Genomic DNA, 18,244 nt, shown 5'->3' on the forward strand with positions numbered 1-18,244 from the left:
TTTGTTGTTAAAACCGCTAACCGCTTAGCACGGCCGGTGCGATAATCTGCACGAAAAGCACCGCTAAATAGGTCAAGACCAGTGGTGCAACTGCCGCTTTAAACACTCCTAAAGCAATCATCAGTATCGCTATCGCGAAGATAACTTTAAACCCTTCCCCTACCACAAAAAACCATGCAATCCGGTACGACTGCGGTTCCTCATGCGCTTTCTGCCGGTTACTGATCAGCAAAAAAATCGCATTCGGTATCCATGCGGCAACTCCCCCGGCCAGCGCGGAAGCACCCCACTCGATACTTTTTATGCAAAAAAGCGCACTAAGAACAACAAACGTCATAAACTGCAAAAACAACAGTTTTTTGGTCAATTTTCCGTTGAAAAGGGAGACAGACATGACATTTAGTTTCTCCGTGTGCACCTTCCGGGGTCAGGCTTACTGAATGATGTATAAAACTGCCTTTGAGCGAGAGTGTCAAGAGACAAAAACGTGCAAATTATACGGGCAGCCAGATTGTTTTCAATCAATAAGTAGCGAAAAAGTGAATAAAAATTTAATTTCTTTGCCGCCGCCACAAATCGTACAAAAAATAGAGTCTACCCTACCTCGGAATACGACGTGCAACTCATTTCTGAAACGTGACAAAAATCACATAACATAAAATACATTAGTTGAATTAACATTTTATAGCGATCAGCGGTTGTAAAAATAGCAATATCTATCAACCAGTTAATTAAAAAAATAAACATTTAACTGATATTTACAGATTAATTTTAAATAAAATAAATAATTTTGAAATAATGCGTTATCAGTAAAAACGATCCGGCATGAAATTTTTCGCAGATAAACTTACCGGAAAGTAACCAATCTGCCGTTGTCACTTTGTAACGGCCCCGTTACGCATTTTATTTTCGTCTCCGGCAAAACAAAGGGACGGTGCAGAAAATGCGCTGACTCCGTCCCCTTAAAAATATTTCTGTTTTTTGACGTACAGCAAACTCAATTTGCTTTAAGAATCACCAGATGGCGCTGCTCGTCAAGTTGCGGCACGACCAGTTTTTCAACACTGACGAGAGAAATCCCCTCCGGTAACCGGGTTAATTCCTCTTCCGGCACACTGCCTTTCAGTGCAAAAAAGCGCCCGGTTTCCGGTACCGGCAGGTGATGACACCAGCTGAGCATATCATCCAGTGATGCAAATGCACGACTGATAACCCCGTCAAATGGTTCGCCCTGATACTCTTCCACGCGGCTCTGAACCGGTTCGATGTTGCTCAGCCCCAGTTCATGCTGTACCTGTTTCAGGAAGCGTACACGCTTACCCAGGCTGTCGAGCAGGACAAAGTGAGAGTCCGGGCGGACAATCGCCAGCGGCACGCCGGGAAGCCCGGGGCCGGTGCCGACATCAATAAACCGGCGGCCGGTCAGATGCGGTTCGACCACGATACTGTCCATGATATGACGCACCAGCATCTGTTCCGGCTGGCGGACAGACGTCAGGTTATAGGCTTTGTTCCATTTGTGAAGCATCTCCACATAACCGGTAAGTTGTTGTTTCTGCTGATCGGTCAGCCGGATATCCGCACTGCGCAGCAGCGCGGAAAGTTGTTGCTGTAAATCACTCATCCGTTACGCACTCCGCCGCAGAAGGCCCTGCTTTTTCAGCCAAACCAGCAGGATAGAGATAGCAGCTGGTGTGATACCGGAGATCCGCGATGCCTGGCCGATAGAGGTCGGTTTGTGGTCGTTGAGTTTTGCCACCACTTCGTTGGAAAGCCCGCTCACCTGTTTGTAATCGAGATCAACTGGCAGTGTGGCGTTCTCATTACGAAGCTGGCGCTGAATTTCGTCCTGCTGACGGGAGATATACCCTTCGTATTTCACCTGAATTTCCACCTGCTGTGCCGCTGCCGGTGAATTAACCCCCGGCGCGAAATCACTCAGGGTCATCAGACGGTTATAGTCCATTTCCGGACGGCGCAGAAGATCTTCCCCGGTCGCTTCTTTGGAGAGAGGAGTGTTCAGGATCGCGTTGATCTCTTTCACGCTTTCGGACTGCGGGTGGACGCGGATATCTCTCAGGCGCTGACGCTCTTTCTCGATCAGCTCCATTTTTTCACTGAAGTGTGCCCAGCGTGCGTCATCCACCAGCCCCAGTTCACGGCCGGTTTCGGTCAGACGGGCATCTGCGTTGTCTTCACGCAGCATCAGACGGTATTCCGCCCGTGAGGTAAACATCCGGTACGGTTCTTTGGTGCCGAGTGTGCACAGGTCGTCCACCAGCACGCCGATATACGCCTGATCACGGCGCGGGAACCAGCCTTCCTGATCGGCAGAATAGCGGGCGGCGTTCAGACCGGCCAGCAGCCCCTGGGCAGCCGCTTCTTCGTAACCGGTAGTGCCGTTGATTTGTCCGGCAAAGAACAGGCCGTGCAGGTATTTGCTTTCCAGAGTCTGTTTCAGGTCGCGGGGGTCAAAGAAATCATACTCGATAGCATAACCCGGACGCACAATACGCGCGTTTTCCATGCCTTTCATCGAGTGAACAATCTGCATCTGCACATCAAACGGTAAGCTGGTGGAGATACCGTTCGGGTAAATTTCATTGCTGGTCAGCCCTTCCGGCTCCAGGAAGATCTGATGCTGGTTACGATCCGCAAAGCGCATCACTTTGTCTTCAATGGACGGGCAGTAACGCGGGCCGATCCCTTCGATCACACCGGCATACATCGGGCTGCGATCGAGGTTATTGCGGATCACTTCATGGGTTTTTTCATTGGTGTACGTGATATGGCACGGCATCTGTTCAGGATGCTCATCCGCACTGCCCATGAAGGAGAATACCGGCATCGGGTTGTCACCGAATTGTGGTGTCAGCTGAGCAAAATCGATGGTCCGGGCGTCAATACGCGGCGGTGTTCCTGTTTTCAGACGGCCGACACGCAGCGGCAGTTCCCGCAGACGGTGTGACAGTGAGACTGATGGCGGATCACCGGCACGGCCGCCGCTGTAGTTTTCCAGTCCGATATGAATTTTGCCGTCCAGGAATGTCCCGACAGTCAGTACAACCGATTTGGCTCTGAATTTCAGTCCCATCCGGGTCACTGCACCGGTAACGGTATCGTTTTCAACGATAAGATCTTCAACCGGCTGCTGGAAAATCATCAGGTTAGGCTGGTTTTCCAGTGCGGTGCGCACTGCCAGACGGTAAAGCACGCGGTCAGCCTGAGCACGGGTGGCATGAACTGCCGGTCCTTTGCTGGCGTTCAGGGTTCTGAACTGAATACCGGCACGGTCAGTGGCATGTGCCATCAGTCCGCCGAGTGCATCGATCTCTTTAACCAGATGTCCCTTACCAATCCCACCGATAGCAGGGTTGCAGGACATCTGACCCAGAGTGTCGATATTGTGAGTCAGTAAAAGTGTTTGACGGCCCATACGTGCCGCTGCCATTGCAGCTTCAGTACCGGCGTGGCCACCGCCGATAACAATGACGTCAAAATGATCCGGATAAAACATGTTAAACCTTCATTACAAAATGCAGTAGCGCATCGGGGGAGAGAATATAACTCAACTCTTGCCGTCTGACCATGAGCGGTAAAGACGCAGGTAATTATATAAAGATCTTTTTATTTAAAGATCTCTTTATTAGATCTTTTATTAGGATCGCGATCCTCTGTGGATAAGTGTTAAATCCCCATAAAGATCATAAAACTGTAAAGGATCATTTCCTGTGAAGTACCGTTGATCCTGTTCAGTATAAGCTGGGATCAAAACGGGTACTTATTCACAGGGCCTGACGGAGAGTGATCTTATACAGTGAATAACTACGGGTTTATCGCAAGTTGATCCCCGAGTTATCCACAGTTGATTGCTGTTTTTATCAGCAAATCAGAGTAAATTTTTCCATTCTTCGATCCAGATCTCAGCCGGATCTTCAGGAATCTCGTGTTTCTGAATATCTATTTCGAGTGACTGACCGATTTTTTTCGCACCCAGAGAGGTGAGCAGAGCGTCCAGTGTACGGACTGCACCACAGAAGGTGTCATATTCACTGCTGCCGATCCCGATAGCCCCGTAACGGACGGAACTGAGATCAGGCTGCTGCTCACGCAGGGCATCAGCGAACGGCTGTATATTTTCGGGGAGATCACCGGCACCGTGAGTGGAGGTGACAATTAACCAGGTACTGTCCTGCTGCGGTACGTCGTTCGCTTCCGGCCCGTGCTGCACATCTGTGGTAAAACCGGCGTTTTCCAGGATTTCGGCAACATGCTCGGCAACATATTCTGCGCTGCCCATGGTACTGCCGGTAATGAGAGTAACTGTGGTCATGGTGATCCCCTGCTGTAAAGAGCCGCTATTGTACGCTGTGAAACAGCTGGGATCTACCTGTGGATAATGTGGTTATAAGAATTTTTTCTTACGGGCGGATCGTTCGTATGATCGGGTTCTGTAAGGAGATCAGGGTTTCAGTGGACTGTATCTCATCAATACTCTGGATCTTGTTGATAAGTACGTCCTGCAGAGATTCTATCGTTTTGCACATCACCTTTATAAAGATGCTGTACTGCCCGGTGGTGTAATAGACTTCCACCACTTCATCCAGCTTATCGAGTTTCTTGAGAGCGGCCGGGTAATCTTTGGCACTTTTCAGGATGATGCCGATAAAGCAGGTCACATCAAACCCCAGCTGTTTTTCACTGATATCCACCCGGGTGCCGGTGATGATACCCGCCTGCTTCATTTTCTCTACCCGGACATGGATCGTACCGGGACTGACGGCAAATTTTTTCGCTAATTCCGCGTAAGGTGTGCGGGCATTCGCCATTAAAGCGTGAAGTATGTCACGGTCCAGATTGTCGATCTGATAAATTTCGGCCATTTTATGTCCCTTAAATTAACGAATATTCATTTTTAATATCATAAAAATGAATTTTATAAATAGCAAAGGGTATTTTTGATAAAGGATATTGAATTTATACCCCATTCTGTTGCTTAATCTATTTCACAGGCAATACATGTTCCGCATATCAAGGATTATTATCATGGAAAAATCATTCATCCGACAGCAGCAGCAAATCAGCTTCGTGAAGTCTTACTTCTCACGTCTGCTGGAAAAACAACTGGGCCTTATTGAAGTCCAGGGGCCAATCTTAAGCCGCGTGGGTGATGGTACTCAGGATAATTTATCCGGCAGCGAGAAAGCGGTTCAGGTGAAAGTTAAATCATTGCCGGGCTCAACCTTTGAAGTCGTGCATTCACTGGCTAAATGGAAACGCAAAACCTTAGGGCGTTTTGATTTTCAGCCGGGCCAGGGTCTGTACACCGACATGAAAGCGTTGCGTCCTGATGAGGATCGCTTAACCCCAATCCATTCTGTCTATGTTGATCAGTGGGACTGGGAAAAAGTGATGGCAGATGAGGAGCGTACGCTGCCTTATCTGAAGCAGACAGTGAGTAAAATATATCAGACAATAAAAGAAACAGAACTTGCAGTAAGTAAGGAATTTGGTCTGACACCGTTCCTGCCGGACCAAATTCATTTTATTCACTCTGAAGAACTGCTTGCACGCTACCCGGACCTGGATGCCAAAGGCCGTGAGCGCGCCATCGCGAAAGAACTGGGTGCCGTCTTCTTAATCGGTATCGGCGGTAAATTATCTCATGGTGAGTCCCATGATGTCCGTGCACCGGATTATGATGACTGGACCACTGAGAACAGTGACGGCTACAAAGGGCTGAACGGGGACATCCTCGTGTGGAACCCGGTATTGCAGGATGCGTTCGAGTTATCCTCAATGGGGATCCGTGTCGACCCGGTCACCCTGGCGCGTCAGCTGGATCTGACCGGTCAGCAGGTGCGGATGGAGCTGGACTGGCACAAATCGCTGGCAGCCGGTGAAATGCCGCAGACTATCGGCGGCGGGATCGGCCAGTCACGTCTGGTGATGTTACTGCTCCAGCGCAGCCATATCGGCCAGGTACAATGCAGTGTGTGGGCACCGGAAGTGCGCGAAACCATCACTGATATGCTGTAATACACTGTTGTACGGTGAGCCCGGAGGCTCACCGCCTGAAACGGCGCAGCAGACGATTTTTTAAGCCGGTATCAAAACGCCAGATGTGATCAAAAATTCGCATGATACCGGGCTTTCCGTAATGGGACAGGGCTACCGCATGGAAGCGGTGTTTTCCCTGCTGCTGCGAACGTTTAACCAGCTTCACCACCTCATCCGGCAGCCGCTGGGCAATAAAGTCAGACATCACCACCACATCCGCATCACGCCACTGCGGCGTTTCCAGTCGTTTTGCCGCTTCTGTCAGACAGGACGCCAGGTCTGTTCCGCCTTTAAAACTCTGAAGCAGAAAGCGGGTCATCTGCTCGATGCCGTCCGGGCCGAGAAAATCATAATGCACCTGTTCAGTGGAAAAGAGCATGACATGGCACTGCCGGTTATCGGCCATAGCGATTTTGACCAGCGCGAGACAAAATGCTTTGGCGCAGCGCTCATTAAAACCGCCCATCGAGCCGGAAGTATCGATACAGATAATGAAGGGACCGCGCGGCTGTTTTTCATCTTTATGATGAACGATAGGCCGCATCACCTGCCGTTCCTGCCAGTGATCGCCCTGTAACCGGTAGGTGTATAACTGTTTCTCGGCCAGCTTCCGGTAAAATTCCAGCTCCAGACCGCTGATGCCGAGTAACGCCAGCTCGGCGGGCAGAAGACGCAGCACATCATCACTCAGTCCGACCCCGCTGACCTCTTCCGGGGTCTGATCCGGCACCAGCTCGGTAATGGTGACCGGCTCTGTCACCGCACTGTCCTGAGGAACGGATTTTGCCGTCTGGCTGCGCCCCAGCAGTGAGGCCAGTTTTTCCAGTTCCGGCTGGGATTTTAAAAATTCGCTGTAACGCAGCAGGAGATCGTCCGCCGGGCCGGGGGATTTCAGTGATCCTTTCGCCAGATCCCATAACTTACCGGAAGCCTGCTCATTTTCACTGATCAGCGGATCAAGATTGCCGCTCAGCGCCAGGTGCTGCTGAAGTTCGGCGAGGAGCTGCTCTTTTTCCTGCTCCAGGATTTCTTTATGATAGGTGGTGACCTGTAAAATCAGGCTGAGACGCCAGCGCTGATTGAATAATATCTGATGGGAGGTGGTTTCCTGCTCATCTCTGTGCAGGCGGTGTGCTTCCGGTGAGAACGGCGAGTGTATGTCCTCCAGCGCTTTGAGGATCTCCGGCAGCAGGCGGTAAAATTCTGTCCGGTCTGCAGCGGTGCTTTTCTGGTAAAGACGGAACTCATCTGCCAGGGCGGCCGGTACCAGTGCCTCTTTCACCCGTTCTTCCAGCGATTTCCGCCATGACGGCATATCAGTCAGCACCGCACGGCGTAACCGCGGATGCTTTTCAAAAAACCAGGCCAGTTGCGGAGCGGCCAGCAGTGTCAGCAGGATCTCCTCAATGAGTTCCCCTTCATTAACTGCCAGCGCCAGATCCAGTGCTGAAAGACTTAACACGGGGTGCTGCTCATTTGCTGAGTCAGTTTATCGAGGCGTTCTGCCACCGGCAGAAAGCTTTCCTCTATCTGTGCAATCCAGTCATCACTGACAAACAGGGCGGGCTGATGCTGTGCAAACAGCTGGCGCTGCTGTACCAGTGTCTGGCGTATCGCTGAAAGCTTATCCAGCCAGATTTGCTTCTGCGCCTCTGTCATCCGGCTTTCGGTACCCGCCGGGAACAGGGTGCTGCTGCGCAGACTGACATCACGCAGTTCCAGAAGGCCGTTATCATTCACTGCGGCGGACACAGACTGGGTAAAGCCGATGCCGTTGAGTTTTGCCGCAATGTTCCCACCTTTATCAAAGACGCCTTTATCAAAAAAGGTATCAAAGGCACTGCGTTCAATAGTCACATGAGTGACTGTCATATCATGTAATGTCAGCGGGTTATGCAGAAAAAGGGTGACCGGGCCCGGCGGCAGCGTATCCGGCAGAGCGTAACTGACTTTGCGCCCGAAACGGGCACTGCTGCGGATCACACTGAAGGCATCCCGCTGTTGCTGAGTCTGCGTTTCCAGTATCCATTCCTGATAGTATTTTTCCAGTTTCAGTAACAGGCTGCGCTGTTGATAGGCCTGCTCACACATCAGTTGTGTCAGCAGTTGCGGAACGGATTTCAGTGAGGCGGAATCATGCCACAGGCAATCTTTCAGCAAAATCAGGTCAAGAGGTGTGATACTGCTGTGGTCGTTGAAAAACGCACTGGCCTGTAACAGCCGCAGTGCCTTTTTCCAGCGCCGGTCTGAGATATACGGTGCGTTATCCAGCCGCTCAATCTGCTGACGCAGCTGATAAATCAGTTCAAATATCTGATCGGTCAGCACAACACGGTCAATTTCTTCCTGCCACTGATGGTATTCCTCATCGGTTACCTGCAGATGCGCGGGGATCTGTTCATCCGATGCCCCCGGTGTGCTGATAAGCATGGCGCGGAAGCTCTGTTTTTCCTGAAGTTTATCCAGCCATAAACGGATCAGCATCCGGTCATAGAGTGCTTCCAGGCTGCTGTCATCGTCCGGCAGTTCGTTGGAGGCGGCCACCAGCAGCCGCATCGGGATAGCATTTTCGCTGTCGCCGTTGCGGTATTTGCGTTCGTTAATCGCGGTCAGCAGGGTGTTGAGGATTGCGGGACCCGCTTTCCAGATTTCGTCGAGAAACACGATTTCCGCATCCGGCAGATATCCCTGCGTGATGCGCTGGTATTTCCCTTCATCTTTCAGTGCTGCAATCGAGAGCGGACCGAAGATCTCCTCCGGGGTGGAGAAGCGGGTCATCAGATACTCAAAGGCACGGGCGTCACTGAAAATCAGTTTCATGCGCCGTGCTATCATACTTTTGGCAATTCCCGGCGGGCCGAGCAGAAAAACACTTTCCCCGCTGAGGGTGGCCAGCAAGCAGAGCCGGATGGCGTGCTGTCGTTCATACAGCCCGGATTCCAGGTGGCGGCTCAGCCGGGCAATACGTTCAGAACGTTGCATGGGACTCCCGTGAATTTACTGATGCAGTTTCTGCGTTTATAAACCAAAAAAGCTACCGCGTTTACTGCGTGAAATCACGTTTCTTCTGCTTTTTGCGCAAATGGTGATAAAAAAATTGCCGGGGATACCGGCAATGCTGTTAATCAGTAAAACAAAACATCAGTCAAACCGGACATCAATCACCTGATAGAAACTGTTGGCGGTATCCGCGATTTCCCATACACCGTAAATAACCTGATAGCCGCTCCGTTCCTGAATGGTGCACTGATGTGTCACTGTCTGCGGCGGAACCTGATTTTTATCGTCATAACTACAGAATGGTTCGGGTTCAAATGATGCCCGGGTCAGCGGGGTTCCCGGCTGCCAGTCCGGCCTGGTGATGTAGTAACGCCAGTTACGGGTTTTGTGGGCGGCTGTTATTTTCCAGGTGAACATGGCGGTTCCCGGTTTTACCGTTATCTGATGCCAGTTATCACCGGGGGTATCGAGTGGCAGAAAACGCTCAATACCACCGCTGGCAAGCCGGCCGTCCGGCGGGAATTTTCCGTCCGGAAATCCGGAGAATGTTTCAATACTTTGTGGTTCCCATTGGGCGGAGCCACACATTGCAGCGGGATTTTTACCGTCACGGCAATTTGCTGCCCGTGAGGCCGGTTCAGTGATATAGCCGTGAGCAAACGCCTGAGAAGTCAGTAAACAGAAAAGTATGCCGGCAAATGCCGTTTTTTTCATCATAAGAAGATCTCCGGTATGAGAGGGGAAAATCAACATAACAACACCGGGATATGTTTTGCGATGTCATAACTTATTAGTGGTGTAACAGAGTGATAAAAAATCCGGGATATCCGGGGGGAGAACCGGTGATTTCAGGGGGGAAGTTGCCGGATAACCGGTATTTTTCTGCCGGTATAATTGAATCCATTCAGCTATAACTCATTCAATCAGTTAGCTTTTTCATTTAACATATTCTTAAGCGAAACGTTTCGATCACCATCACATTTTTTATGGATGAACATTGAGTTTTCCCGTATTTTTCCTACCATAGTTTAAAAGCGAAACGTTTCGCTCAGGAGGATTTTATGAAGAAAGGGGCTTTACTGAACGGTGATGTCTCTGCGGTTATCGCGCGTCTGGGTCATACCGACCATATTACTGTTGCTGATGCCGGGCTGCCAATCCCGCCCGCTACGCCACGTATTGATCTGGCATTAACACAGGGTGTGCCTGATTTTATGTCGGTGTTTAAAGTCATCACGCAGGAGATGCAGGTGGAAGCCGCACTGATGGCGGAAGATATCCAGACACATAACAGTGAGCTGCACGATGCTATCGTGGCACATCTGAAAGCACTGGAATTACAGCAGGGTAATGTGATTCAGATTCAGTATGTGACTCACGCCTCTTTCAAGTTACAGACACAAAACAGCCGTGCCGTGATCCGGACCGGTGAGTGCACACCATTTGCCAATGTGATGCTGTTCTCCGGCGTGACATTCTGAGGTGTTTATGGAACCGTTACTTGAACTCAAAGGTATCGATAAAGCTTTCCCGGGTGTGAAAGCCTTATCCGGTGCTGCCCTGCGGGTTTATCCCGGCAGAGTGATGGCGCTGGTCGGAGAGAACGGCGCCGGTAAATCCACCATGATGAAAGTGCTGACCGGGATCTACAAAAAAGATGCCGGTCAGATTCTGTTTCTGGGGCAGGAGCGTCAGTTTACGGGGCCGAAATCGTCTCAGGAAGCCGGTATCGGGATTATTCATCAGGAACTGAACCTGATCCCGGAACTGACGATTGCAGAAAACATTTTCCTCGGCCGCGAGTTTACCGGCCGTTTCGGTAACATTGACTGGAAAAAAATGTATGCCGAAGCGGATAAATTACTGGCCCGTCTGAATCTCACTTACAGCAGCCACCGGCTGGTGGCTGAATTGTCTATCGGCGATCAGCAGATGGTGGAAATCGCCAAGGTGCTCAGTTTTGAGTCAAAAGTCATCATTATGGATGAACCGACAGATGCCCTGACAGACACCGAAACCGAATCCCTCTTTAGTGTGATCCGCGAACTGCGCGAGCAGGGCTGCGGGATTGTCTATATATCCCACCGTCTGAAAGAGATTTTTGAGATTTGTGATGATGTGACGGTGTTCCGCGACGGACAGTTTATCGGTGAAAAACCGGTGTCTGACCTGACGGAGGATAGCCTGATCGAAATGATGGTCGGGCGTAAACTGGAAGATCAGTATCCGCGTCTGACTCTGCCGCGCGGCAAAGAGAAGCTGGTGGTAAAAAACCTGTGCGGCCGCGATGTGCATGATGTCAGTTTCACGCTGCATGAGAATGAAATTCTCGGTGTTTCCGGGCTGATGGGCGCCGGGCGTACCGAACTGATGAAAATCATTTACGGTGCGATGGCAAAAACCGGCGGAACGGTTGAAATGGACGGTAAAGCCTGCCAGATAAACTCACCGAAAGCCGGGCTGGATAACGGCATCGTGTATATCTCCGAAGACCGCAAACGCGATGGTCTGGTGCTGGGGATGTCAGTAAAAGAGAACATGTCTCTGACGGCGCTGCCGTATTTCAGCAGCAAGACCGGACGCCTTAATCATAAAGAAGAGCATCTGACTGTCAGCGATTTTATTCAGCTGTTCAATATCAAAACCCCGGGCATGGATCAGATAATCGGGTTCTTATCCGGCGGTAATCAGCAGAAAGTGGCAATTGCACGCGGTCTGATGACGCGGCCGAAAGTTCTGATCCTCGATGAACCGACACGCGGTGTGGATGTCGGGGCGAAGAAAGAGATTTATCAGCTGATCAACAAATTTAAACAGGAAGGCCTGAGTATCATCCTTATTTCATCGGAAATGCCGGAAGTCATGGGAATGAGTGACCGGATTCTGGTCATGCACGAAGGACGGATAAGCGGGGAGTTTGCCGCGGAAAACGTCACTCAGGAAGCATTAATGGCCGCCGCAGTCGGCAAACAATATGGCGCAGGGCAGGAGTAAGATATGCGTACAGATTCAACCCCGGCGTCAAAACGCTGGTTTTCCAAAGAATGGCTGCTTGAGCAGAAATCACTGATCGCGCTGCTGATCCTGATTGTGATTGTCTCCATGATCAGCCCGAACTTTTTTACCCTGAATAACCTGTTCAATATTCTCCAGCAGACCTCTGTTAACGCCATTATGGCGGTGGGTATGACACTGGTGATCCTGACCTCCGGGATTGACCTGTCTGTCGGTTCTCTGCTGGCACTGACCGGTGCGGTGGCGGCCTCCATGGTGGGCGCGGATGTTAACGCCATTGTTGCTGTCGCGGGTGCGCTGGCACTGGGGGCGGCTATCGGTGGTGTGACAGGAGTGATTGTCGCGAAAGGGAAAGTGCAGGCTTTTATCGCCACGCTGGTGATGATGCTGTTACTGCGCGGTGTGACCCGTGTGTATACCGACGGCAGCCCGATCAGCACCGGATTCAGTGATAACGCCGATGTGTTCAGCTGGTTTGGTATCGGCCGTCTGTTTGGTATTCCGGCACCGGTCTGGCTGATGATTGTCGTTTTCGCGGCGGCCTGGTATCTGCTGCATCACACCCGTCTGGGCCGTTATATCTATGCGCTGGGCGGTAATGAATCCGCAACCCGCCTGTCCGGTATTAATGTCGATAAAATTAAAATCATTGTTTACGCTCTCTGTGGTCTGCTGGCGGCATTAGCCAGTGTGATTGAAGTGGCGCGTTTATCGTCCGCACAGCCGATGGCCGGTAACGGTTATGAGCTGGATGCGATTGCGGCGGTGGTACTCGGCGGCACCAGTCTCGCCGGGGGTAAAGGCCGTATTATGGGCACCCTGATCGGGGCGCTGATTTTAGGTTTTCTGAACAACGCGCTGAATCTGCTGGGGATCTCCTCCAACTACCAGATGATTGTTAAAGCGGTTGTGATTTTGCTGGCTGTACTCGTTGATAACAAAAGCAGTAAATAATCCACTTACCCGAATCCTGCAAGGAACAGAAACATGAAACTGAAAAAGATTGCGACCCTTTTCTCCGTTGTTGCACTGAGCGCCACTATCAGCGCCAATGCACTGGCAAAAGAGTCCATTGCCCTGGTGATCTCCACACTGAATAACCCGTTCTTTGTCACCATGAAAGACAGTGCGCAGAAAGAAGCGGATAAACTCGGTTACGACCTGGTGGTTCTGGATTCCATGGATAACCCGGCGAAAGAACTGGCTAACGTGCAGGATCTGACCGTGAAAGGCACCAAACTGATGCTGATTAACCCGACAGACTCTGATGCGGTCGGTAACGCTGTGATCCTGGCTAACAAAGCCAATATCCCGGTTATCACCCTGGACCGTGTAGCCAATAAAGGTGAAGTGGTCAGCCACGTTGCCTCTGATAACGTTCTCGGCGGCAAACTGGCCGGTGATTATATTGCCCGTAAAACCGGCGCGGATGCCAAAGTTATCCAGTTGGAAGGTATCACCGGGACTTCAGCTTCCCGTGAGCGCGGCGAAGGTTTCAAACAGGCGGTTGCTGAGCATAAAATGAATGTGCTGGCCAGCCAGCCGGCAGATTTCGACCGTACCAAAGGTCTGAACGTTATGCAGAACCTGCTGACTGCACATCCGGCTGTTCAGGCAGTATTTGCCCAGAACGATGAAATGGCATTAGGTGCGCAGCGTGCATTGCAGACTGCAGGCCGTGATGATGTGCTGGTGGTCGGCTTCGACGGCACAGCTGACGGCATCAAAGCTGTGAAAGGCGGCAAACTCGGTGCAACTGTGGCACAGCGTCCTGACCAGATCGGTATCATTGGTATTCAGACCGCCGATAAAGTCCTGAAAGGCGAAAAAATCGACAAAACCATTCCGGTTGAGTTAGAACTGATTGTAAAAGACTAACGATATCAGCCTCCCCGGTACACCGTGCCGGGGAGTATTGTCAGTAATTAAGGAAATAAAGGTAATGACAACATCCCGTCTGACCGTTCTCGGCAGTATTAATGTCGATCATATTATGAATATTGCACAGTTCCCGGCACCCGGCGAAACGGTGATCGGTAAGCAATATCAGACAGCCTTCGGCGGCAAAGGCGCGAACCAGGCGGTGGCCTGCGGGCGCAGCGGTGCTGATATTACCTTTATTGCCTGTGTGGGGGATGATGCCATCGGCGCGGAAATCCTGGCGCAGTTGCAGCGCGACCGTATCCATACCGCTGCAGTCAGCGTGGTGCCGGAAGCGGCCACCGGCGTGGCGATGATCTTTGTTAATGAAGACGGTGAAAACGTCATCGGCATCAGTGCCGGTGCCAATGCTGCGCTGACACCGGCACATTTTGCGCCTTATAAAGGGCTTGTTGAACAATCCGATGCCCTGCTGATGCAGCTGGAGTCCCCGCTGGAAACGGTGATTGCCGCCGCACAGGCTGCAAAAAATCATCAGACCAGAGTGATCCTCAATCCGGCCCCGGCGCGGGAGTTACCGGACAGCCTGCTGAAGCTGGTGGATGTTATCACCCCGAATGAAACCGAAGCGGAAAAGCTGACCGGTATTTCTGTCAGTGATGAAACCGGCGCAGCCAGAGCGGCGCAGGTACTGCATGATAAAGGTATCGGACAGGTACTGATCACCCTGGGCAGCCGCGGTGTCTGGCTGAGCGTCAACGGTGAAGGCCGCCGGATCCCGGGCTTTAAAGTTAATGCGGTGGACACTATCGCAGCCGGCGATACCTTTAACGGCGCGTATGTCACGGCGCTGCTGGAAGGAAAACCGGCAGATGAAGCGGTGCGTTTTGCCCATGCCGCTGCCGCAATTGCTGTCACCCGCCGGGGTGCACAGCCATCGGTGCCGTGGCGCCGTGAAATTGATGCATTCCTTGCGGAGCGTGGTTAAGACTGTGGCGACGATGAAAGATGTGGCGCGGCTGGCGGGGGTATCCACCTCGACAGTCTCACATGTCATCAACAATAACCGTTTTGTCAGTGACGGCGTGCGCAAGAAAGTAAATGATGCTATTGCCGAGCTGAACTATGCGCCGTCTGCACTTGCGCGCAGCCTGAAAATGAACCGCACAAACACCATCGGAATGCTGGTGACCACCAGTAATAACCCGTTTTATGCGGAAGTCGTCCGCGGCGTGGAGCGCAGTTGCTACGAGCGCGGCTACAGCCTGATCCTCTGTAATACCGAAGGGGATCACAAACGGATGAACAGCAGTCTGGAAACGCTGCTGCAAAAGCGGGTGGATGGCCTGCTGCTGATGTGTACTGAGATAAAAGGCCCGTCAGCGGAGGTGTTCAGCCGCTATCCCCGTCTGCCGATGGTGATGATGGACTGGTCGCCGTTTGCGTTCGGCGGGGATGTGATTCAGGACAACTCTTTTCTCGGCGGCGAAATTGCCACCAATCATCTGATCGAAAACGGTTTTACCCGGATTGCCTGTATTGCCGGGCCACTGGATAAATCACCGGCCAAATCCCGTCTGGACGGTTTTTACCGCGCAATGGCGCAGGCCGGGCTGGATGTGCCGCCGGAGTATGTACTGGAAAGTGATTTTGAATTCAGCGGTGGTTTCAGTGCCATGAATCAGCTGCTTTCTCTGCCGGTGCCTCCGCAGGCGGTATTTGCCGGTAACGATGCGATGGCGGTCGGTGCTTATCAGGCTATCTGGCAGAAAGGGTTGCGTATCCCGCAGGATATTGCGGTTGTCGGTTATGATGATATCGACCTGGCGGCATTCCTCACCCCGCCGCTGACCACCATTCACCAGCCGAAAGATGAGCTGGGCAAACTGGCGGTGGATAAGCTGCTGCGCCGCATGGATGATGCAGACGCGCCTTCTGATTTGCTGGTGCTGACCCCGGCACTGATAAACCGGGGATCTGTTATCTGCGGTTAATGTGAGGCCGGGCTGTCTGAGGGGCGGGTTTTCTTCTTAATCATATTCCGCCCGTCAGTCCGGCTCAGGAACAGGAACACAAACGCCGACAGAATCGTCATCACCCCGACCGTTACAAAGGTCGCGTGGAAATTATCAACGATTGACCCCCAATCCTGAGACTCAAAATAGCGTAATACAGACGCACTCACCGCTATCCCGAAACTGATGGAAAGCTGCTGGGTCACAGCCAGCACACTGTTACCGGAACTGGCATTATGCTCAGTCAGATCTGCGAGGGTAATGGTATTCATCGCGGTGAACTGAGTGGACATCGCCATGCCGAGAATAAACAGCGGCAGCACCAGCAGGTAAATCGACATTCCCGGTGACTGGAAATAGAAAGAAGAAATGATTGCGCCGATCACCAGTGTGATTGCAAATAATGTCAGGCGATAACCGTAGCGGCGCAGAATCTGCGTGACCGCCGATTTTGCCAGAATAGAGCCGATCGCCGTCGGTGCCATCATCATCCCCGCCACCACAGCCGGATAACCAAAACCAACCTGTAACATCAGTGGCATCAGAAACGGAATACAGCCGGTGCCCAGCCGCGTGGCAACGTTACCGGCGATCCCGACACTGAATGTCCGCGTGCGGAACAGACTCAGCGGAATAATCGGCGCAGAAATACGGCGGGCGTGCAGGGCATAGAAGGTCAGCAGCGCAAAACCGCTGCCCATTACCAGGAACGGCGTTGCCGCTGCCAGAGCATTATCCCCGAACAGATCCAGACTGACAGAAACAGAGACCAGCCCGGCACCGAGCAGGGCAAAACCTAACGTATCAAAGCGGCGTTTCGGCATGGTGAAATCGGGCATATGGCGGATGGCGTAAATAATCCCCAGAATCCCGATAGGTATATTAATGATAAAAATCCAGTGCCAGGTGGCATAAGTCACCAGGATCCCGCCGAGCAGCGGCCCCAGCACCGGGCCGACCAATCCCGGAATGGTGACAAAGTTGAGAATCGGCAGCAGCTCGCTGCGCGGATACGCCCGCAGCAGCGCCAGCCGGGCCACCGGCATCATCATTGCCCCGCCTATCCCCTGAATAATCCGCGACACCACCAGAAACGGCAGGTTGGGTGAAAAGGCACATAATAAAGAACCGAGGGAAAACAGAATCACCGCGATAATAAACACCCTGCGGGTACCGAAGCGGTCGGCCAGCCAGCCGCTGACCGGGATCAGCAGCGCCACTGTCAGTGTGTAACTGATAACAGCGGACTGCATCGCCAGCGGAGAGTGGTTCAGGCTTCTGGCAATATCCGGCAGTGCGGTGTTCAGAATGGTGGCATCGAGCGCCTGCATAAAGAACGCCATTGCGGCAATCCACGGCAGGCCCGCCATATTCCGGGCTGTTTTAAACATGTTTTCCCTTAATGCATTATCTCTGAATAGTCAGTAGTGTAACTATTACATATTCACACTTTACTCAACAACACCTGACATGCCTGACGGGCGCGTTCTCCGTTCCCGTCGATAATGGCATCCACAATCTCCTTGTGGAGATCAATCTCAATAACCTGATTGGTGGTGATGGATTCAAAAAAGTTGTGATACACAAAATCAAATAAATTGGCGAAAGAGGAAAAGAACGGATTTCCGCACGCCTGGTAAATAAGGTGGTGGAAGCGGTGATCAACGGCTATCCATTTATCCCGCTCAAAATGGGCGGATAATAAGGTCATCTCTTTTAACAGAAAAGAAAGTGACTGTTTCTGATCTTTTCCGGCATTCATGGCGGCCAGTGCGCAGGCCTGGGGTTCAATCGCGGCGCGCAGCTCGCGGAAATACGTCAGTACCTGCCGGTGGTCTCCGCTGCTCAGCCACCACTTAATAAAGTCATGGTCGAGAAAATTCCAGCTTATCACCGGCATCACCCGGGTACCGATGCGCGGGCGCGGTAAGACCATACCTTTCGCCGCCAGCATTTTTACTGCCTCACGGACAGCGGTCCGGCTTACCCCGAACAGCTCCGCCAACTCAATCTCTCCCGGCAAAATAGACTCCGGCGGATACTTGCCGGATAAAATCTGCTGTCCCAGTTTTTCAGCCAGAAGATAAGACAGGTTCTTTTGTGACGCATTGAGTTGTTCTGAAAACTGCATTCTGATTCCTTGGCGTGATGCATTAACAAAGCGGGATAATGATATATAAGAAGCATTATGGGCATATTAATGACAAAACAGGCGAATAAAAGCTCAAATATACCTGTTTTGTCTAAAAAAAATGCGAACAAACATTTTTTTC

At 51.7% G+C, this 18,244-nt stretch carries 17 protein-coding genes; 7 read left to right on the forward strand and 10 right to left on the reverse strand.

Going from position 1 to position 18,244, the window contains the following annotated elements; all coding sequences use genetic code 11:
• Nucleotides 1-16: 16 nt before the first annotated feature.
• The 5 genes from atpI to asnC all read right to left on the reverse strand — a co-directional run bounded on the left by atpI (nt 17) and on the right by asnC (nt 4,883).
• Nucleotides 17-394: a F0F1 ATP synthase subunit I gene (gene atpI / locus X965_RS06725; RefSeq protein WP_004236739.1), complete on the reverse strand. Its 378-nt coding sequence runs from the start codon at nt 392-394 to the stop codon at nt 17-19.
• 603 nt (nt 395-997) lie between these two features.
• Nucleotides 998-1,624: a 16S rRNA (guanine(527)-N(7))-methyltransferase RsmG gene (rsmG, locus tag X965_RS06730; protein WP_004236740.1), complete on the reverse strand. Its 627-nt coding sequence runs from the start codon at nt 1,622-1,624 to the stop codon at nt 998-1,000.
• A 3-nt stretch (nt 1,625-1,627) separates the two neighbouring features.
• Nucleotides 1,628-3,517 (reverse strand): tRNA uridine-5-carboxymethylaminomethyl(34) synthesis enzyme MnmG, encoded by a 1,890-nt coding sequence (gene mnmG / locus X965_RS06735; RefSeq protein ID WP_004236742.1) that lies wholly within the window; start codon nt 3,515-3,517, stop codon nt 1,628-1,630.
• A gap of 372 nt (nt 3,518-3,889) precedes the next feature.
• On the reverse strand, nt 3,890-4,333 hold the full coding sequence (gene mioC / locus X965_RS06740; protein WP_036417490.1) for an FMN-binding protein MioC: 444 nt from the start codon (nt 4,331-4,333) through the stop codon (nt 3,890-3,892).
• 88 nt (nt 4,334-4,421) lie between these two features.
• The gene (gene asnC / locus X965_RS06745; protein ID WP_004240216.1) at nt 4,422-4,883 is read right to left on the reverse strand and encodes a transcriptional regulator AsnC; all 462 of its coding nucleotides are present in this window, start codon (nt 4,881-4,883) and stop codon (nt 4,422-4,424) included.
• Between the two features lie 163 nt (nt 4,884-5,046).
• On the opposite strand from asnC, the gene asnA reads away from it, so the two are divergent.
• A complete protein-coding gene (gene asnA, locus X965_RS06750) occupies nt 5,047-6,039 on the forward strand; it encodes an aspartate--ammonia ligase (RefSeq protein ID WP_004240217.1) in 993 nt (330 codons plus the stop codon).
• 28 nt (nt 6,040-6,067) lie between these two features.
• Here the strand turns inward: asnA and viaA are convergent, their stop codons facing one another.
• The 3 genes from viaA to X965_RS06765 all read right to left on the reverse strand — a co-directional run bounded on the left by viaA (nt 6,068) and on the right by X965_RS06765 (nt 9,777).
• A complete protein-coding gene (gene viaA / locus X965_RS06755; RefSeq protein WP_036417493.1) occupies nt 6,068-7,522 on the reverse strand; it encodes an ATPase RavA stimulator ViaA in 1,455 nt (484 codons plus the stop codon).
• On the reverse strand, nt 7,516-9,042 hold the full coding sequence (gene ravA, locus X965_RS06760; RefSeq protein ID WP_036417495.1) for an ATPase RavA: 1,527 nt from the start codon (nt 9,040-9,042) through the stop codon (nt 7,516-7,518). Before ravA ends, viaA begins: the two co-directional genes overlap by 7 nt.
• 159 nt (nt 9,043-9,201) lie before the next feature.
• Nucleotides 9,202-9,777: a lytic polysaccharide monooxygenase gene (locus tag X965_RS06765; RefSeq protein ID WP_036417497.1), complete on the reverse strand. Its 576-nt coding sequence runs from the start codon at nt 9,775-9,777 to the stop codon at nt 9,202-9,204.
• 344 nt (nt 9,778-10,121) lie between these two features.
• Here X965_RS06765 and rbsD point away from each other — a divergent pair, with 344 nt between their 5' ends.
• The 6 genes from rbsD to rbsR all read left to right on the forward strand — a co-directional run bounded on the left by rbsD (nt 10,122) and on the right by rbsR (nt 15,950).
• Nucleotides 10,122-10,541: a D-ribose pyranase gene (gene rbsD, locus X965_RS06770; protein ID WP_004236749.1), complete on the forward strand. Its 420-nt coding sequence runs from the start codon at nt 10,122-10,124 to the stop codon at nt 10,539-10,541.
• 7 nt (nt 10,542-10,548) lie between these two features.
• Entirely contained in the window at nt 10,549-12,054 is a 1,506-nt protein-coding gene (gene rbsA, locus X965_RS06775; protein ID WP_004236750.1) for a ribose ABC transporter ATP-binding protein RbsA, read from the forward strand.
• Between the two features lie 3 nt (nt 12,055-12,057).
• Complete coding sequence (gene rbsC / locus X965_RS06780) at nt 12,058-13,029, forward strand: ribose ABC transporter permease (protein ID WP_004236751.1); 972 nt, start codon at nt 12,058-12,060, stop codon at nt 13,027-13,029.
• A 33-nt stretch (nt 13,030-13,062) separates the two neighbouring features.
• Complete coding sequence (gene rbsB / locus X965_RS06785; RefSeq protein ID WP_024473730.1) at nt 13,063-13,953, forward strand: ribose ABC transporter substrate-binding protein RbsB; 891 nt, start codon at nt 13,063-13,065, stop codon at nt 13,951-13,953.
• A gap of 64 nt (nt 13,954-14,017) precedes the next feature.
• Nucleotides 14,018-14,944, forward strand: a complete 927-nt coding sequence (gene rbsK, locus X965_RS06790; protein WP_032098061.1) for a ribokinase — start codon at nt 14,018-14,020, stop codon at nt 14,942-14,944.
• Nucleotides 14,945-14,948: 4 nt separating this feature from the next.
• Nucleotides 14,949-15,950 (forward strand): ribose operon transcriptional repressor RbsR, encoded by a 1,002-nt coding sequence (rbsR, locus tag X965_RS06795; protein ID WP_368733986.1) that lies wholly within the window; start codon nt 14,949-14,951, stop codon nt 15,948-15,950.
• Here the strand turns inward: rbsR and mdtD are convergent.
• Nucleotides 15,947-17,362, reverse strand: coding sequence for a multidrug transporter subunit MdtD (gene mdtD, locus X965_RS06800; protein ID WP_004240227.1), 1,416 nt, complete (start codon nt 17,360-17,362; stop codon nt 15,947-15,949). The genes rbsR and mdtD overlap by 4 nt on opposite strands.
• Nucleotides 17,363-17,415: 53 nt before the next feature.
• Nucleotides 17,416-18,102 carry a FadR/GntR family transcriptional regulator gene (locus X965_RS06805; RefSeq protein WP_004236756.1) on the reverse strand — a complete coding sequence of 229 codons (687 nt, stop codon included), beginning with the start codon at nt 18,100-18,102 and terminating at the stop codon, nt 17,416-17,418.
• Between the last annotated feature and the right edge of the window lie 142 nt (nt 18,103-18,244).

The organism is Morganella sp. EGD-HP17, assembly GCF_000512315.2.
In the GTDB taxonomy this organism is placed as follows: Bacteria; Pseudomonadota; Gammaproteobacteria; order Enterobacterales; family Enterobacteriaceae; genus Morganella; species Morganella morganii.

Excerpts from the sequence above, each read along its gene's own strand:
- X965_RS06765 (WP_036417497.1), bottom strand. The coding sequence starts at position 9,777 with ATGATGAAAAAAACGGCATTTGCCGGCATACTTTTCTGTTTACTGACT.
- rbsD (WP_004236749.1), top strand. The coding sequence starts at position 10,122 with ATGAAGAAAGGGGCTTTACTGAACGGTGATGTCTCTGCGGTTATCGCG.
- rbsC (WP_004236751.1), top strand. The coding sequence starts at position 12,058 with ATGCGTACAGATTCAACCCCGGCGTCAAAACGCTGGTTTTCCAAAGAA.
- rbsA (WP_004236750.1), top strand. The coding sequence starts at position 10,549 with ATGGAACCGTTACTTGAACTCAAAGGTATCGATAAAGCTTTCCCGGGT.
- rbsK (WP_032098061.1), top strand. The coding sequence starts at position 14,018 with ATGACAACATCCCGTCTGACCGTTCTCGGCAGTATTAATGTCGATCAT.
- asnA (WP_004240217.1), top strand. The coding sequence starts at position 5,047 with ATGGAAAAATCATTCATCCGACAGCAGCAGCAAATCAGCTTCGTGAAG.
- ravA (WP_036417495.1), bottom strand. The coding sequence starts at position 9,042 with ATGCAACGTTCTGAACGTATTGCCCGGCTGAGCCGCCACCTGGAATCC.
- rbsB (WP_024473730.1), top strand. The coding sequence starts at position 13,063 with ATGAAACTGAAAAAGATTGCGACCCTTTTCTCCGTTGTTGCACTGAGC.
- X965_RS06805 (WP_004236756.1), bottom strand. The coding sequence starts at position 18,102 with ATGCAGTTTTCAGAACAACTCAATGCGTCACAAAAGAACCTGTCTTAT.
- mnmG (WP_004236742.1), bottom strand. The coding sequence starts at position 3,517 with ATGTTTTATCCGGATCATTTTGACGTCATTGTTATCGGCGGTGGCCAC.
- asnC (WP_004240216.1), bottom strand. The coding sequence starts at position 4,883 with ATGGCCGAAATTTATCAGATCGACAATCTGGACCGTGACATACTTCAC.
- atpI (WP_004236739.1), bottom strand. The coding sequence starts at position 394 with ATGTCTGTCTCCCTTTTCAACGGAAAATTGACCAAAAAACTGTTGTTT.
- rsmG (WP_004236740.1), bottom strand. The coding sequence starts at position 1,624 with ATGAGTGATTTACAGCAACAACTTTCCGCGCTGCTGCGCAGTGCGGAT.
- mdtD (WP_004240227.1), bottom strand. The coding sequence starts at position 17,362 with ATGTTTAAAACAGCCCGGAATATGGCGGGCCTGCCGTGGATTGCCGCA.
- mioC (WP_036417490.1), bottom strand. The coding sequence starts at position 4,333 with ATGACCACAGTTACTCTCATTACCGGCAGTACCATGGGCAGCGCAGAA.